Genomic DNA, 13,294 nt, shown 5'->3' on the forward strand with positions numbered 1-13,294 from the left:
CTCGTAACACAATCGGACGGGGGGCCATGTACACGTGTTGTCCTTGCGCGCCTCCTATCTGGACACGTCCGCGGACCAGCTGTGTTTCTCGCTGGACCTGGCCGAACGGCCGGCACTCGCCGAACGTGAGGCGCTCGTGGGCGGAGTGGGCGTGCGGATGAGGCTGCTCGGTGCCTCGCACCAGGTCTTCGCCGGGCCCGTCAGGGAGACGGTGGCGTGTCTGCCGGGGGCCGCCCGGGGGCTGCCGGCCGGGCTCACCCGGCAAGAGGCGGGCTGGACCTACGACTTCGGTGCCACCACGGCTCATCCGGCCCCCCACGAGTTCAGCACGCGGGTGGCGGAGATCCTCGACCGGGCGGCCGGCGCCGAGCACAGCCTGTGCGGAGTCTTCCCCGGTTCACCGGAGGCGGTGACCGCTGTGGTCGTCGAGGCGTCCGCCGAGACCTCCCGGGCCCGGCTGGTCTGGCGCACCTGGCACACCTACCCGCAGGACGGGCAGATCGTATCGACGCGCACCAGGCTGGAGGCCCGATGAACCATGCCCGACTCGTCCGCGGAGCGGTGGCTGCCGTGCTGGTCACTCTCCTGCTCCCGGCCTGCTCCAGCGACGGGAAGGAAGGTGTCCCGCGCTCCTGGATCCGCGAGACCTACACCGTCAGCGGCTCCCGGTGGCTCGACGAGGACAGCTCCCCCGCCCGGGTCGCCGACGCGATCCACAGACACCGCGAGGCCCTCGACCGCTCCTCGGGCGGGGGCATGCGCTTCCTGCGCTACGGCGACGACATGGTGACCGTCTCACCGCACGGGGGCGGCAGCCTGATCGAAATCGAGGACTACCGCAACGGTTACCGGCGCCACCAGCAACACCTCGTGAACTGGCCCAACCCGAACAGCCAGAGCTACCGCGGCGGCGGTCCCGGCGAGGGCAAGTGACCCCGGCGCGCACCCGGCACCACCCCCCCCCACCCCGACGACGTCCTCCAGAAAGGCACCCCAGTGACCGAGATCTTCGAGTCGGCCGGCCAGGCCCTGCTCTACGGAGTCGTGGGCCTCGCCGTGATGGCCCTCGGCTTCGTCGCCCTCGACCTCGTGACACCCGGCAAGCTCTTCCACGTGGTGTGGCGGGACCGCAACCGCGGGGCGGCCGTTCTGCTGGGCAGCCAGTCCGTCGCGGTGGGCCTGGTCATCATGGAGGCCATCCGGGCGAGTGAGTCGGAGAAGGGGCTCGGCCAGGGCCTGGTGAGCACGCTCCTGTACGGTCTGGCCGGCGTGCTGGTGATGACGCTGGTCGGCATCGTGATCGGCCTGCTCACACCGGGCCAGATGGGCGCGGCCGCCCTGGAGGACGAGGACGGCCGCCCGCACCCCGCCGCCTGGGTCCAGGCCGGCATGTACCTGGGCACCGCCTTCATGGTCGGCGCTGCCCTCTCCTAGGACCGCGCCCATGAGTTCCACCGTTGTGGACGACCTGGACAGCGCGGCTCCTTCCCGCCCCCTGGTCTCCCCTCCCCACCGGGGGGCGCGCTTCCTGCTGCTGCTCGCCGTCTTCCTCTGCGCCGCCTGCGGCCTCGTCTACGAACTGGCCCTGACCGCGCTGGGCAGCTACCTCATCGGCAACTCGGTGCTCCAGACCTCCGTGGTCATCTCCGTGATGGTCTTCGCCATGGGGGTGGGTTCACTGGCCGCCAAGCCGCTGTGCGGCCACGCCGTCGTCGCCTTCGCCGTGGTGGAGGGGACGCTGGCCCTGATCGGCGGCCTGTCCGTCCTGGTGCTCTACACGGCTTTCGCCTGGCTCCAGCTCTACATGCCCGCGATGATCGTGGTGTCACTGGTGATCGGCCTGCTGATCGGCGCCGAGATCCCGCTGCTGATGACCCTCCTGCAGCGGATCCGCCGGCAGGAGGCGAGCAGTGCCGTCGCCGACATGTTCGCCGTCGACTACATCGGCGCCCTCGTCGGCGGCCTGTGCTTCCCGCTGCTCCTGCTGCCGACCTTCGGCCAGCTCAAGGGCGCCCTGGTGATCGGCGCGGTCAACGCGGTCGCGGGCGTCATCGTCGTGGTCCTCCTCTTCCGTCACGAACTCCGCCGCCTGGTCCGGGCCGGTCTGCTGGCGGGGGTCGCCGCGGTGCTCGCCGTGCTCGGCGCGACGTACGTGCTGGCGGACGACCTGGAGGTCACCGCACGGCAGCAGATGTACGCGGATCCCATCGTGCACGCCGAGACCACGCAGTATCAGGACATCGTGGTCACCCGCTCCACCGCCTTCACGGGAAGCCCCGACACACGGCTGTTCCTCAACGGCGACCTCCAGTTCAGCTCCGTCGACGAGTACCGCTACCACGAGTCGCTCGTCCACCCCGCACTGTCGGGCCCCCGCTCCAACGTGCTGATCATGGGCGGCGGTGACGGGCTCGCGCTGCGGGAGGTGCTGCGGTACGAGGACGTCCGGCACGTCACGCTGGTCGAACTGGACCCGGCCATGACCCGGTTGGCGCGGACCTACGCGCCGCTGCGCGCGCTCAACCGCGGCGCGCTGGACGACCCGCGGGCCGAGGTGGTCAACGCCGACGCCTTCACCTGGCTGCGTGGTGCCCGTCAGCGGTACGACGCGGTCGTCATCGACTTCCCCGATCCGGATGCGGCCTCGCTCGCCAAGCTGTACTCGGTGGAGTTCTACCACCTGCTCGGGCAGGTCCTGGCGCCGCAGGGCAAGGTGATGGTGCAGAGCGGATCGCCGTACTTCGCCCCGAAGACGTACTGGTCGATCGCGAAAACGATCGAGACGGCGGGGTACGCGACGACCGCGTTCCAGGTCGACGTGCCCAGCTTCGGCAACTGGGGGTTCGTGCTCGCCGGCCGCGGCACCGAACCCCCGCCGCTCCGCCTCGCCGCGGACGTCCCGAAGCTGCGCTACCTGGACGCCGCGGTACTCAGGGCGGCGACCGTGTTCCCCGCCGACCGCCGGCGCACCGATGTACGGCCGAGCACGTTGATGGACCCGGCGGTGCTCGAGTACGTCCTGGACGAGTGGCGCAACTACTAGGCCGCGTCCTGCGTGGTGACCGCCTCGGTGCACGGGCGCGCGTCACGGTCACGCCGGCGGGAGGGTGACGGCGGGAGCGGAGGAGCCGGCCCGGGGTGTGCGGGGGCCCGACGGGGAGGGCCTGGTCCCGCCGGTGCTCCTGCCCGGCGCGTGCGGGACGGGCGGGGCGCCGGCGGACCACGGGGTTCGCCGTACCGCACGGCGGGAGCACTTCAGGCGTCGGCGAGCAGGGGGTCGTACGCGGTGTTCGTGCGGCGGCCCGACATGAAGGAGAGGAAGTCGCCCACGAAGGCGCTTCGGCCGTAGGTGGCGTGGGTGGAGGTGAGGTCCCGGTGGAAGGCGGTCCGGAAGAGGGCTCGGTACTCGTCGGCGTCGATGGTGCCGTTGCCGTCCTTGTCGGTGGCGTCGAAGAGGGTCTCCGCCACGCGGATGAGCGCGGGCCCGGCGAGGGAGGGGACCGCGGCGGCGTACTCGTCGGCGGCGACGCGGCCGTCGCCATCCGTGTCGAGGGCGGCCTGGAGCTCGCGCCACCAGGCGGCGAAGGCGTCGTAGAGCCGGGTCTCCCCGGGTTCGTCCAGGTCGAGGCGGGTCGCGAGTTCGCGGGCCATGGCAGCGAGGTCGGGCCAGTCGAGGTGGCCGTCGCCGGTCTGGTCCAGGACCTGGCGGAAGAACTCCTCCGCCGAGCGGCGGCCCTCCTCCGTACCGGCCGAAGCCGCCGGTTCCGGGCCGCGATCGGTGTCGCCGCTCAGTGGCGCGAGGAGGCGGAGCAGCGCCGAGGCCCGCTTCACGCGGGCGCGCAGGGCGGTCACGGTCCGGGCGCGGGGGTCGTCGCCGCCGGGCGAGAGCGAGAGGACTTCGATGATGCTCTCGGCGTTGATCCAGCCCGCGGGCAGGAAACGGGCGAGGCCTGCGGCGAGGTAGGCGCCCTGCATGAGGGACGGGGCACCGGGCATCTCGGGCAGGCCGGCGCGGCGCCGGTACGGCTCGGGAAGCGAGGCGACGGTGATCGCGCCCAGGAGCGGCCCGGCGACGGCCCGGCCTGCCGCCCAGAGGGTCGGCGCGCCGTCGAACAGGGCCGGGGCCGGCAGGTGGTCGAAGAGCCGGTAGAGGATGACGCGGGCCGCCTCGGTGTCCTCCAGCTCGTTCTCGACGACCCGGTCGAAGTACCGCCAGAAGCCGTTCAGGTCCTCGGGGAGCTCTGCGGCGTCACCGTCGAGCGCGGCGAGGAACCCGCGGTACTCGGCGTACATCCGCTCCATCGTGTCCCGGTCGAGCGGCTGGCCGCTCAGCCGGCACATCGTGACCGCGCTCTCGAAGAGGGTGGCGACCACCCAGGCACGGGCCGCCCGGTCCATCGCGTCGTAGGCGCGGCCACGGGAGTCGGAGCCGCTCATGCGGGCGTGCAGCCGGTTGAGCCGGGCGGCCTCCCGCGCCCGTACCGCGGGGTCGTCGCCGAGCATGCGCCGCATGCTGAGGAAGGTGTTGCGCAGCCGGCGCCAGGGGTGGGCGACGAAGGTGGAGTTGTCGACGAGGGCGGCGCCGATCTGCGGGTGAGCGGCCTCCAGCACCGTGGCGCGGATCATGGCCAGTGCCCAGCGCGGGTCGTCGAAGAGAGCGCTGAACTGAGTTCCCGGGCCGAACAGAGACTCCTCCTCGGCCGTCCCCGTAGCTCCCGTGGCGCCGGACAGCGGATCCTTGTAGGGCCTTCCCGTGGCTTCCGTGGTCATGATCGGTCTCCGTTCGTGTGGGGCGGCACGCCGCCGAAGCGGCGGTCGCGATTCCGGAAGGTGTGCAGGCAGGTCAGGAAGTCGGGGGCCCGGAAGTCCGGCCAGAGCACCTCGGGGAAGACCCACTCGGCGTAGGCGACCTGCCAGAGCATGAAGTTGGAGATGCGCTGCTCACCGGAGGTCCGGATGACGAGGTCCACGTCGGGGGTGTCGGGGAACGGCAGGTGGTCCGCGAAGAGTTGCTCGGTCACCTCGTGGGCGGGCGTCCCGCTGCGGATCAGCGACCTTGCGGCCTCCACGATGTCCCGGCGCCCTCCGTGGTCGAAGGCTACGGTCAAGGTCATCCCCCGGTTGTCGGAGGTCAGCGTCATCAGGTCGTCGAAGTCCCGGGCCAGTTCCCGGGGGATGCGCGAGTCGGCGACCCCGAGGAAGCGACAGCGGATGCCCCGGGCCAGCAGGAGCGGCGCGTGTTTGCGCACGACCCGGCGGACCAGGCGCATCAGGAAATCGACCTCGGTCCCGGGCCGGTTCCAGTTCTCGGTGGAGAAGGCGTAGAGGCTGAGCCACTCGACACCGGCTGTCCGGGCCGCCTCGATGATGTCGATGACGGTGGTCTCGGCAGCCCGGTGACCCGCCGTGCGGGGTAGCGAACGCCGCTGTGCCCAGCGGCCGTTGCCGTCCATCACGCAGGCCACGTGCCGTGGCACCGCAGATGGCGGTCCGGCGCCTCGCCGCTGCTCACCGAGCCCTCCGTTCGGCCGATCCCGGCCCGGCCCGTCACCCTGCCGCCACCCGCCGGGGTCGTCGCCCTGCCGCCGTCCACCGGGGTCGTCGCCGCCGTGCCGGCCGTCCGGGCGGTCCTCCGTCGTCGGACGTGCGCACGGGACGCCGTGGTCCGTCATGCCCGACACCGTCCCGTCCGACGCGCCATGTCCTGCCGGACCGCGCTCGATCACGCCCACCCCGTCTCACCAACCGCCCCGCCCACACCCCGCCGGCGCGGGCCCTCCCGGGGAGTGTGACAGCGCGAAGGGCCCCGACCGGCGGAACCGGAGCGGCGTCACCCTTGGCTCGTACGTCCGAGTCACTGCTCCCGGGTGATGTCACTCCACTGGTCCCGTCCCGGATACGGCCCGACACTCACCGTGACCGCCCGGGCAGCGGACACGGGCGGGAAGGAGTGAACCGGGCCTGCCGGACCGGGAACACTCGGGGGCGGAGCGGGGCACGCCCTGCCTTCCGGCACGGCGTCGCCTCCACGGCTCGGATGTCGCCGCCGGCCATCGGGCAGCGTCCCGGCGGTCGCCACGTGATGCGGCCCCGAGAAAGAGTCCAGGCCGTCCGCAGCGGGCCTGTCACCGCTTGACCTGGAGCGCGCTCCAGATCCGAGGATGGGCGGCATGGAGACCACAGACCCCCGGATCGTTCTCGGCACGATGGACTTCGGCACCCGTGTCGCCCCCGACCAGGCCTTCGAGATCCTCGACTCCTTCGTCGTCGGTGGCGGCGTCTGGCTCGACACCGCGAACTGCTACTCCTACTGGACCGACCCCAGGGGGGTCGGCGGCGCCAGCGAGCGCGTCATCGGAGCGTGGCTCCGGGCCCGCCCGGGCGCACGCGACACGGTGCGGATCGCGACGAAGGTCCGTCACAACCTGCTCGTCCCGCACTCGCCCGAGAGCGCCGAAGGACTGTCGGAGCGCGCCGTGCACGCCGGCGTGGAGGGGAGCCTGGAGCGCCTCGGAGTCGATCACGTCGATCTGCTCTGGGCCCACGCGGAGGACCGTTCCGTGCCACTGGAGGAAACGGTCGTCGCCTTCGGCGGGTTGGTCGCGAAGGGAGTGACGCTGCGGATCGGTGCGGCGAACCATCCCGCCTGGCGCGTCGAGCGCGCCCGGTCACTCGCGCGGGAACGGGGCGTGGAGCCGTGGACGTCCCTGCAACTGCGCCACTCGCTCGTCCAGCCGCGCCCGCTCGCCCCCGTTCCGGAGGGCGGCCACCGCCTGCTCGCTGCCGAGGACCTGGACCTGGCGCGGTCGGAGCGGCTTGCCGTGTGGTCGTACAGCTCGTTGATGTGGGGGTCCTACGTGCGCGCGGACAAGCCGCTTCCGCCGACCTATGATCACCCCGGGACCGCCCGGGTCCTCACGGTCCTGGACGACGTGGCCGGCGAACTCTCGGCCACGAGGAACCAGGTCGTGCTCGCATGGCTGATGCAGCAGGGGATCGATCCCATCGTCGGCGCAAGCCGGGTGGAGCAGATCGAGGAAGCACTCGCCGCACGCCGCGTGCGGCTCGGCGACGAGCACGTGGCGCGCTTCGCGGCAGCGCGGTAGCCGCGGTGACGACGACCCGCTGACGGCGCGGTGGGGCGGCGGTGCCGCAGGAGCCGACGCCCTCACCGGTGGCGATACCGTCGATGGCCTGGTCGTAGAAGTCGGGCGGGCTGGGGGCGGTGCCGTGCCGCAGGTGCCGGTCGGGCTTGCGCGGTCGGCGGGACGCGGGCCCCGCCAGGGTCCGCGGGTCACCGCGTCGCTCGCGCACGGGGCCGGTTCGGGACGCTCCCCGGGTCCGGGCCGTCGAGGACGCGGCGGTGGGGTTCGGTCCGTCCCGTCACCGTCGGGTCGCGGCTGTCGTGCCGGTCCCGCTCAGGAAGTCCCGTGGTGCGTGGTCATCGCCCTGCGCGGAGCGGCATGGCGCGCGGGTCCTCGCGGGGCGTCGCTGTCGAGGCGCCTGACCCACGCCGAGGCGGTGAGCAGCAGACCGCTGAAGACCCCCAGGAGGAGCAGCGCCACCCACATCTGCCGGCTCCCGGGGGACTCCCAGCCCGTCCAGGCCGCCGATACCGCCCACAGTGCGAACCCCGCCGCGTAGAAGGCCCGGATGTGGCGCAGTTGACGGAGCTGACGGATGCGGGGCGGCAGTGCCTGGTGATCATTCCTCTTTGCCATGCCGGGCGTGTACCCCGTCATCGGCTCCTTACCTGCCGCGGCCCTCGAAGTCCCGGCGGACTGCCGCGCCCCGGTCCTCCGTCAGCCCGGCGTCGGCCGGGAGTTCCAGGACCCTGCCGCAGCGCTCGCACAGGGCGCCGTCCCCGGCGGGCGTGCCGCAGGCGAGGCAGGACCGGGTGCGGTTCGTGTCTTCGGTCTTCTCCGTCATGAACTCATCCAGACGTCGTGAGCGCTTGTGCGTACACGTCGCGCCTACCCGGTACGTCCTCCCGGATGCCGGGAAGGTGCGCCCTGGTACCCACCGCCGCGGTGGGCGGGAACGGCCACGGGTGCTTCGTCGGGGCCCGTGCCGCGTTCCCGCCCGTCGACGAGCGCCCACCGGTCGTCGGCGTGGGCGGCGGCGCACCGTCCGCCGTTCAGGTCACCGGCCCCGCGGCCGTCGGCGCGGGGTCGTAGGCGGCTTCGCGGACGAGGTCCCGCAGGCGCAGCGCAGCGGTGAGCAGGTCCTGGTGGCTGGTGTAGAGGGCGTTCACGCCGAACCGCAGCAGATCCGGCACGCGCATGTCGGCGATCACGCCGTGCTCGGCGAGGGCGACCACCAGACCGCGGGCGTGGGGGTGCCGGAGGGTGACCTGGCTGCCGCGCCGGGCGGGCTCGGCCGGGGTGACGGAGGTGAAGCCCAGGGGGGTGAGGAGGTCGTCCGCGCAGCGCAGGAAGAAGCCCGTCAGGGACAGGCTCTTGGCGCGTACCCGCGTCAGGTCGACGCCGTCGAAGGCGGTGAGGGCCGCTTCGAGGGCGAGCAGGGACAGGATCGGCGGGGTGCCGATGCGGGCGCGGGCGATGCCGGGGGCGGGCGTGTACTGCCCGGCCAGGCCGAACGGATCGGCGTGGCCGGTCCAGCCGGGCAACGGGGTTTCCAGCGCGGCGTGATGGCGCCGCGCCACGTAGAGGAAGGCGGGGGCGCCGGGGCCCCCGGAGAGGAACTTGTAGCCGCAACCGACGGCCAGGTCCACGCCGAGGGCGTCGACGTCGAGGGGCAGGGCGCCGGCCGCGTGGCACAGGTCCCACAGTGCGAGGGCGCCGGCGTCGTGGGCGGCCCGGGTCAGCGCCCGCATGTCGTACAGCTCGCCGGTGCGGAAGTCGACGGGCGCGTAGCTGACGACGGCGACCCGGTGGCCCTCGGCGGCGAGGAAGCGCGGGAGGTCCTCCGGCGGCACCCGCCGTACCTCCGCGTTGCGGCGGGAGGCGACGGCGTCGGCCAGGAAGCGGTCGGTGGGGAAGTGCCCCGGGTCGGTGACCAGCAGCGGCCGGTCCGGGCGGAGCGCGGCGGCGGCGTCGAGCGCGGTGAACACCTGCACGCTGGTGGAGTCGCCCGCCACCGTCTGCCCCGGCGCCGCCCCGATGAGGGCACCGACGGTGTCCCCCACCCGCAGGGGAGCGTCCCACCAGCCCTCGGCGTTCCAGGAACCGATGAGGCCGGTGCCCCACTGGCGCCTCACGACGTCGTCGAGGGCCGCCGGGACGGCGGCGGGCAGCGGGCCCAGGGAGTTGCCGTCGAGGTGGACGACGCCCGGCGGGAGCAGGAAGCGGGCGCGCAGGGCGGCCAGGGGGTCCTCGGCGTCGAGCCGCGCGGCCCGCTCGCGCAGGGCGGCCGGTGCGGAGAGCGCGGTGGTCATCGGTGTGCGGCCTCCTCGTCCGCGCGGCCGGGGCACCCCGGGGTGAACCCGGCCGCCATCTCCCGGAGGGTGTCGGCGACCGCGCGGGCGCCGGGTGCTCCCGGTTCGATGAGGGTGTAGTGGCCGGTGCCGGGCAGGACGACCGTCCTCAGGTCCCGGTGCACGGCCGCGTAGTCGCCGAACTGGGTGAGCGGGACCTCCTCGTCGTCGGCTCCGTGCAGCAGCACGGTGGGCACCCCGGTGGTACCGGCGTCGCGCAGCAGGGTCAGGGGGTCCACCTCGGGCAGTCGCTCCTCGAAGTGGTCCTGGCCACCGAGGAGTTGGAGGGCGGCGCCGTCGCTGAGGCCGTCCCGGCGGGTGGCGGTGAGGTCGGTGATCGGTGCGAGGGCGAGCACGCTCGTCGGCAGGGTGCGCGTGTGCCAGCGCGAGCCCGGCGGCAGCAGTCCCCGGGCAGCGCACCACAGCGCCAGATGACCGCCGGAGCAGTGGCCCGCCAGGACGTACGGCCGCCCTCGGGGCAGGGTGTCCACGATGCGGGCGACGTCGTCGAAGGTCTCCGGGTGGCCTCCCGCGCCGCCGGACCGCCGGAACCCGGGGAGCAGCACGTCGAAGCCCTGCCGGGACAGGTACGCCGCGAACGGGGTCAGGTGCATTCGGTCGTAGCGCCAGTAGCCGCCGTGCAGCAGGATCACCAGCGGGGCGTCGGGGTCGTCGGACGGCCAGGCGTCGTAGGACTGGTGGGGGTGGTCGCCGTAGCGGCCGTGCACCGGTGCCAGCACCGGCTTCAGGCTCAGGACCCGCTGTTCCTCCTCGGCGGCGAAGGCGGAGACGGCCCTAGACGTCACCGCGCACCTCCCACAGTTCGGGGAAGACCGGGCGGGCCGTCCGCTGCTCCAGCCAGGCGAGCCCGGCGGAACCGGCGCTGCCCGGTTTGGAGCCCATGGCACGACGGACCACCATGACGTGGTCGAACCGCCAGCGGGTGACGAGTTCGGCGAGGTCGGTGAGCAGTTCACCGAGCGCCAGGTGAGGGTGGTGCTGCGGGCCGGCGTAGACGTGCCGCCACGTCTCCACCACCCCCGGATCGCTGGTGTACGGGCTGGTCACGTCGCGTTCGCGGACGTGGCGCGGCACGGGCAGGCCCTGCCGGTGGAGGTACGCCAGTACCTCGTCGTACAGGGACGGTTCGCGGTAGGTCTCGGCGAGCGCCTCGTGGACGTCCGGGTCGCCCCGGTGGGCGCGCAGCAGTCCGGCGGACTTGTCGCCGAGGAGGAACTCCATGTGCCGGTACATCGCCGACTGGAAGCCGGAAGCCTGGCCGAACGCGGCCCTGAAACCGTTGAACTGGGCGGGTGTCAGTGCGGCGATGGGCGCCCAGGCGGCGTTGAGGGCGGTCAGCGCACGGCGGCTGCGCGTCAGCGCGTCCATGGCCGCGTGCAGGTCGTCCTTGGCGAAGGCCACCCGTGCCGCGCGCCATTCGTGCACGATCAGGGTGAACCACAGTTCCATCACCTGGGTCGTGACCAGGAACCCCATCTCGTCCGGGGCCTCGGTGAGCGGGCGCTGGAGGGAGTTGAGGACGGACGCGTGCACGTACGTGTCGTAGGGGCTCGCGCCCGCGAAGGGCCGGGTCAGGGCGTCGTCCTTCACCGGCTCGTCGGGAGCGGACGTGCTGTTGTTCATCACATCTCCTAGGGGTGCGTACGGGTCACACACCGAGGTGGGCGCCACCGGAGGCGTCGATCCACTGGCCGGTCACCCAGCGGGCGTCGTCGCTCGCGACGAAGGCGACGACGTCGGCGATGTCCACCGGGTCGCCCAGCCGGCCGAACGTGGAGGCCTCCGAGTACCTGCGGCGGATCTCCGGCACGGCGAGGGTGGGGTTGATCTCCGTCTCCGTGTAGCCGGGGGCGACGGAGTTGACCGTGATGCCCCGGGGCCCCAGTTCCTGGGCGAGGGTGAGGGTGAGGTAGTCGAGGGCGGTCTTGGTCATGGTGTAGGAGACGATCGCCGGGAAGGCGACGCGGGTCGCCACGGAGGAGATGTTGACGATCCTGCCGCCGTCGCGCAGGCGGGTCAGGGCGCGCTGGATGATGAAGAACGGTGCCTTGGTGTTGATGGCGAAGACGCGGTCGTAGTCGGCCTCGGTGACGTCGGCGATGCCGCGGGGGACGGTGATGCCCGCGTTGTTGACGAGGATGTCCAGTCCCGCCGGCGCGTCCTGCTCCGCCAGGGCGCGGTCGAAGGCGGACCACAGGGTCCCGGCGTCGCCGGGGATGCCGAGTTCGGCGTGCACGGGGAAGGCGCGGCCGCCGTCGGCCTCGATCTCCTTGACGGTCCGCTCGGCGGCCGTCAGGTCGTGGCCGTAGTGCACCGCCACCAGGGCGCCCTCGCGGGCGAGGCGGCGGCTGATGGCTCTGCCGATTCCGCGGCTGCCCCCGGTGACCAGGGCGGTCTTTCCCTCGTGGCGGGCGGTGACGGTCATGGTGGGCCTCCTTGGGTGAGGGTGGCGGGGGTGGCCGGGCGTGGGGGCGGGTGCGGGTCGCGGGTGGGTGCGGGGGCCGGGCGCCTTCGGTCGGGCGCGGGTGCGGGGGCCGGCGTGCGGGTCAGGCGTCGAAGTCGAGGGTGACCTCGGGAGGGTGCGGGCGGGACCGGCAGGCGAGCGTGTAACCGGCGGCGCGGTCCCGTTCGTCCAGGGCGTGCTGGCGGTCCGCCGTCACCTGCCCGGACAGGACTTTGGCGCGGCAACTGCCGCACACGCCCTCACGGCAGGCGTACGGCACGTCGGGGTGGGCGCGCAGCAGCGCGTCGAGGAGGGACGTGTCGCGCGGCAGGACGGTGGCGACGCGGCGCCGGCCGTCGACGAGGGCGGTGACCCGGGTCTCCCCCGCCGCCGGCGCCGGTGCGGGCGTCCGCGGTGGGGGCGGCGCCGTCCCGTGGGCCGTGAACATCTCCCGGCGGACGAGCGCCGGATCGGCCCCCCAGTCCGCCAGGACCCGCCGTGCGGTGTCGATGAGTCCGGGCGGTCCGCACAGGGCGAAGGTGGTGTCCGGGCCGGGACGCGCGTCCACGGCTGCCAGCAGGTGGCGCAGCCCGGCCGCGTCGGGCCGCCGCCCGAGGGGGCCGCCGCCCCCGCTCCCCCGGTCCTCGCGGGTCAGCACGTGCAGGACGGTGAACCGGTCGAGGAACTCGTCCTTCAGTTCGGCCATCTCGTCGGCCAGCAGGGCGTCGGCGGAGGTCGGGGCGGTGTGGACGAGGGTGACGCGGCAGGCCGGGTCCCGGCGCAGCGCGTGGGCGGCCATCGGGGCCAGGGGGGTGATGCCGGAGCCGCCCGCGAGGAGGACGTGGTGGGCGCCGGGTACGTCCGGCAGGGCGAACGCGCCGGAGGGCGGGGAGAGTTCGAGGTGGTCGCCGGGGGCGAGCCGGGTGGTGGCGTGGGCGCCGAAGCCGTCGGGCGCGCCCCGTTTGATCACCAGGCGGAGTGCCTCGGGGGCGTGCGGGGGCGGGCAGACCGAGTAGCTGCGGCGCAGTTCGGTGCCGGCCCGGCGGTGCCGGACGGTGACGTGCCGGCCGGGGCGGTGGGCGAAGACGTCCCGCAGGGCGGTGGGCACCTCCAGGGTGACGGCCACCGTGTCGGCGGTGAGGTGCCGGACCTCGGTGACGCGGAGCGGGTGCCAGCGGGCGCGACCGGCGGGGGCGGCCGTCGGCGCGTCGGACGGGGCGGTGGCGGCCGGCCCGGACGCAACGGCCGAACCGGACCCAACGGCCGATGCGGCAGTGGCCGCCGACCCGGGCACAGCGGTCGACGCGGTGGGGGCGGTGGTCGGCTCGGCGGTGGCGGTGGTCGGCTCGGTGGTGGTGGCCGGCGCGGCGTTGGTGGCGGTGTTCACGGTGTGC

Annotated in this window: 14 protein-coding genes; 5 read left to right on the plus strand and 9 right to left on the minus strand. The window is 73.5% G+C overall.

Going from position 1 to position 13,294, the window contains the following annotated elements; genetic code table 11:
• The first annotated feature begins 43 nt into the window (after nucleotides 1–43).
• From ACVV2G_RS16995 to ACVV2G_RS17010, 4 genes are all read left to right on the plus strand, one after another.
• Nucleotides 44–535 (plus strand): DUF2617 family protein, encoded by a 492-nt coding sequence (locus tag ACVV2G_RS16995; RefSeq protein ID WP_453843539.1) that lies wholly within the window; start codon nucleotides 44–46, stop codon nucleotides 533–535.
• Nucleotides 532–933 (plus strand): DUF4247 domain-containing protein, encoded by a 402-nt coding sequence (locus tag ACVV2G_RS17000; protein ID WP_453843540.1) that lies wholly within the window; start codon nucleotides 532–534, stop codon nucleotides 931–933. The genes ACVV2G_RS16995 and ACVV2G_RS17000 overlap by 4 nt, the downstream gene beginning before the upstream one ends.
• 63 nt (nucleotides 934–996) lie before the next feature.
• On the plus strand, nucleotides 997–1,434 hold the full coding sequence (locus ACVV2G_RS17005) for a DUF350 domain-containing protein (protein WP_453843541.1): 438 nt from the start codon (nucleotides 997–999) through the stop codon (nucleotides 1,432–1,434).
• A gap of 10 nt (nucleotides 1,435–1,444) precedes the next feature.
• Nucleotides 1,445–3,043 carry a polyamine aminopropyltransferase gene (locus tag ACVV2G_RS17010; protein WP_453843542.1) on the plus strand — a complete coding sequence of 533 codons (1,599 nt, stop codon included), beginning with the start codon at nucleotides 1,445–1,447 and terminating at the stop codon, nucleotides 3,041–3,043.
• A 212-nt stretch (nucleotides 3,044–3,255) separates the two neighbouring features.
• On the opposite strand, the gene ACVV2G_RS17015 is transcribed toward ACVV2G_RS17010, so the two are convergent.
• Both ACVV2G_RS17015 and uppS read right to left on the minus strand, forming a co-directional pair.
• Nucleotides 3,256–4,770, minus strand: coding sequence for an oxygenase MpaB family protein (locus tag ACVV2G_RS17015; protein WP_453843543.1), 1,515 nt, complete (start codon nucleotides 4,768–4,770; stop codon nucleotides 3,256–3,258).
• A complete protein-coding gene (gene uppS / locus ACVV2G_RS17020; RefSeq protein ID WP_453843544.1) occupies nucleotides 4,767–5,477 on the minus strand; it encodes a polyprenyl diphosphate synthase in 711 nt (236 codons plus the stop codon). Before uppS ends, ACVV2G_RS17015 begins: the two co-directional genes overlap by 4 nt.
• Before the next feature lie 693 nt (nucleotides 5,478–6,170).
• Between uppS and ACVV2G_RS17025 the strand changes: the two genes are divergently transcribed.
• The gene (locus ACVV2G_RS17025) at nucleotides 6,171–7,106 is read left to right on the plus strand and encodes an aldo/keto reductase (RefSeq protein WP_453843545.1); all 936 of its coding nucleotides are present in this window, start codon (nucleotides 6,171–6,173) and stop codon (nucleotides 7,104–7,106) included.
• A 312-nt stretch (nucleotides 7,107–7,418) separates the two neighbouring features.
• On the opposite strand, the gene ACVV2G_RS17030 is transcribed toward ACVV2G_RS17025, so the two are convergent.
• The 7 genes from ACVV2G_RS17030 to ACVV2G_RS17060 form a co-directional block, all read right to left on the minus strand.
• A complete protein-coding gene (locus ACVV2G_RS17030; RefSeq protein WP_453843546.1) occupies nucleotides 7,419–7,721 on the minus strand; it encodes a hypothetical protein in 303 nt (100 codons plus the stop codon).
• Nucleotides 7,722–7,749: 28 nt separating this feature from the next.
• A complete protein-coding gene (locus tag ACVV2G_RS17035) occupies nucleotides 7,750–7,929 on the minus strand; it encodes a hypothetical protein (RefSeq protein WP_453843547.1) in 180 nt (59 codons plus the stop codon).
• A gap of 208 nt (nucleotides 7,930–8,137) precedes the next feature.
• On the minus strand, nucleotides 8,138–9,397 hold the full coding sequence (locus tag ACVV2G_RS17040; RefSeq protein ID WP_453843548.1) for a kynureninase: 1,260 nt from the start codon (nucleotides 9,395–9,397) through the stop codon (nucleotides 8,138–8,140).
• Entirely contained in the window at nucleotides 9,394–10,242 is an 849-nt protein-coding gene (locus tag ACVV2G_RS17045; RefSeq protein WP_453843549.1) for an alpha/beta hydrolase family protein, read from the minus strand. The genes ACVV2G_RS17040 and ACVV2G_RS17045 overlap by 4 nt, the downstream gene beginning before the upstream one ends.
• The gene (locus tag ACVV2G_RS17050) at nucleotides 10,232–11,080 is read right to left on the minus strand and encodes a tryptophan 2,3-dioxygenase (RefSeq protein WP_453843550.1); all 849 of its coding nucleotides are present in this window, start codon (nucleotides 11,078–11,080) and stop codon (nucleotides 10,232–10,234) included. Before ACVV2G_RS17050 ends, ACVV2G_RS17045 begins: the two co-directional genes overlap by 11 nt.
• Before the next feature lie 25 nt (nucleotides 11,081–11,105).
• Nucleotides 11,106–11,882, minus strand: coding sequence for an SDR family oxidoreductase (locus tag ACVV2G_RS17055; RefSeq protein ID WP_453843551.1), 777 nt, complete (start codon nucleotides 11,880–11,882; stop codon nucleotides 11,106–11,108).
• Between the two features lie 121 nt (nucleotides 11,883–12,003).
• Entirely contained in the window at nucleotides 12,004–13,287 is a 1,284-nt protein-coding gene (locus ACVV2G_RS17060) for a 2Fe-2S iron-sulfur cluster-binding protein (protein ID WP_453843552.1), read from the minus strand.
• Nucleotides 13,288–13,294 lie beyond the last annotated feature (7 nt).

The sequence above is a fragment of the Streptomyces sp. JK94 genome (assembly GCF_053613315.1).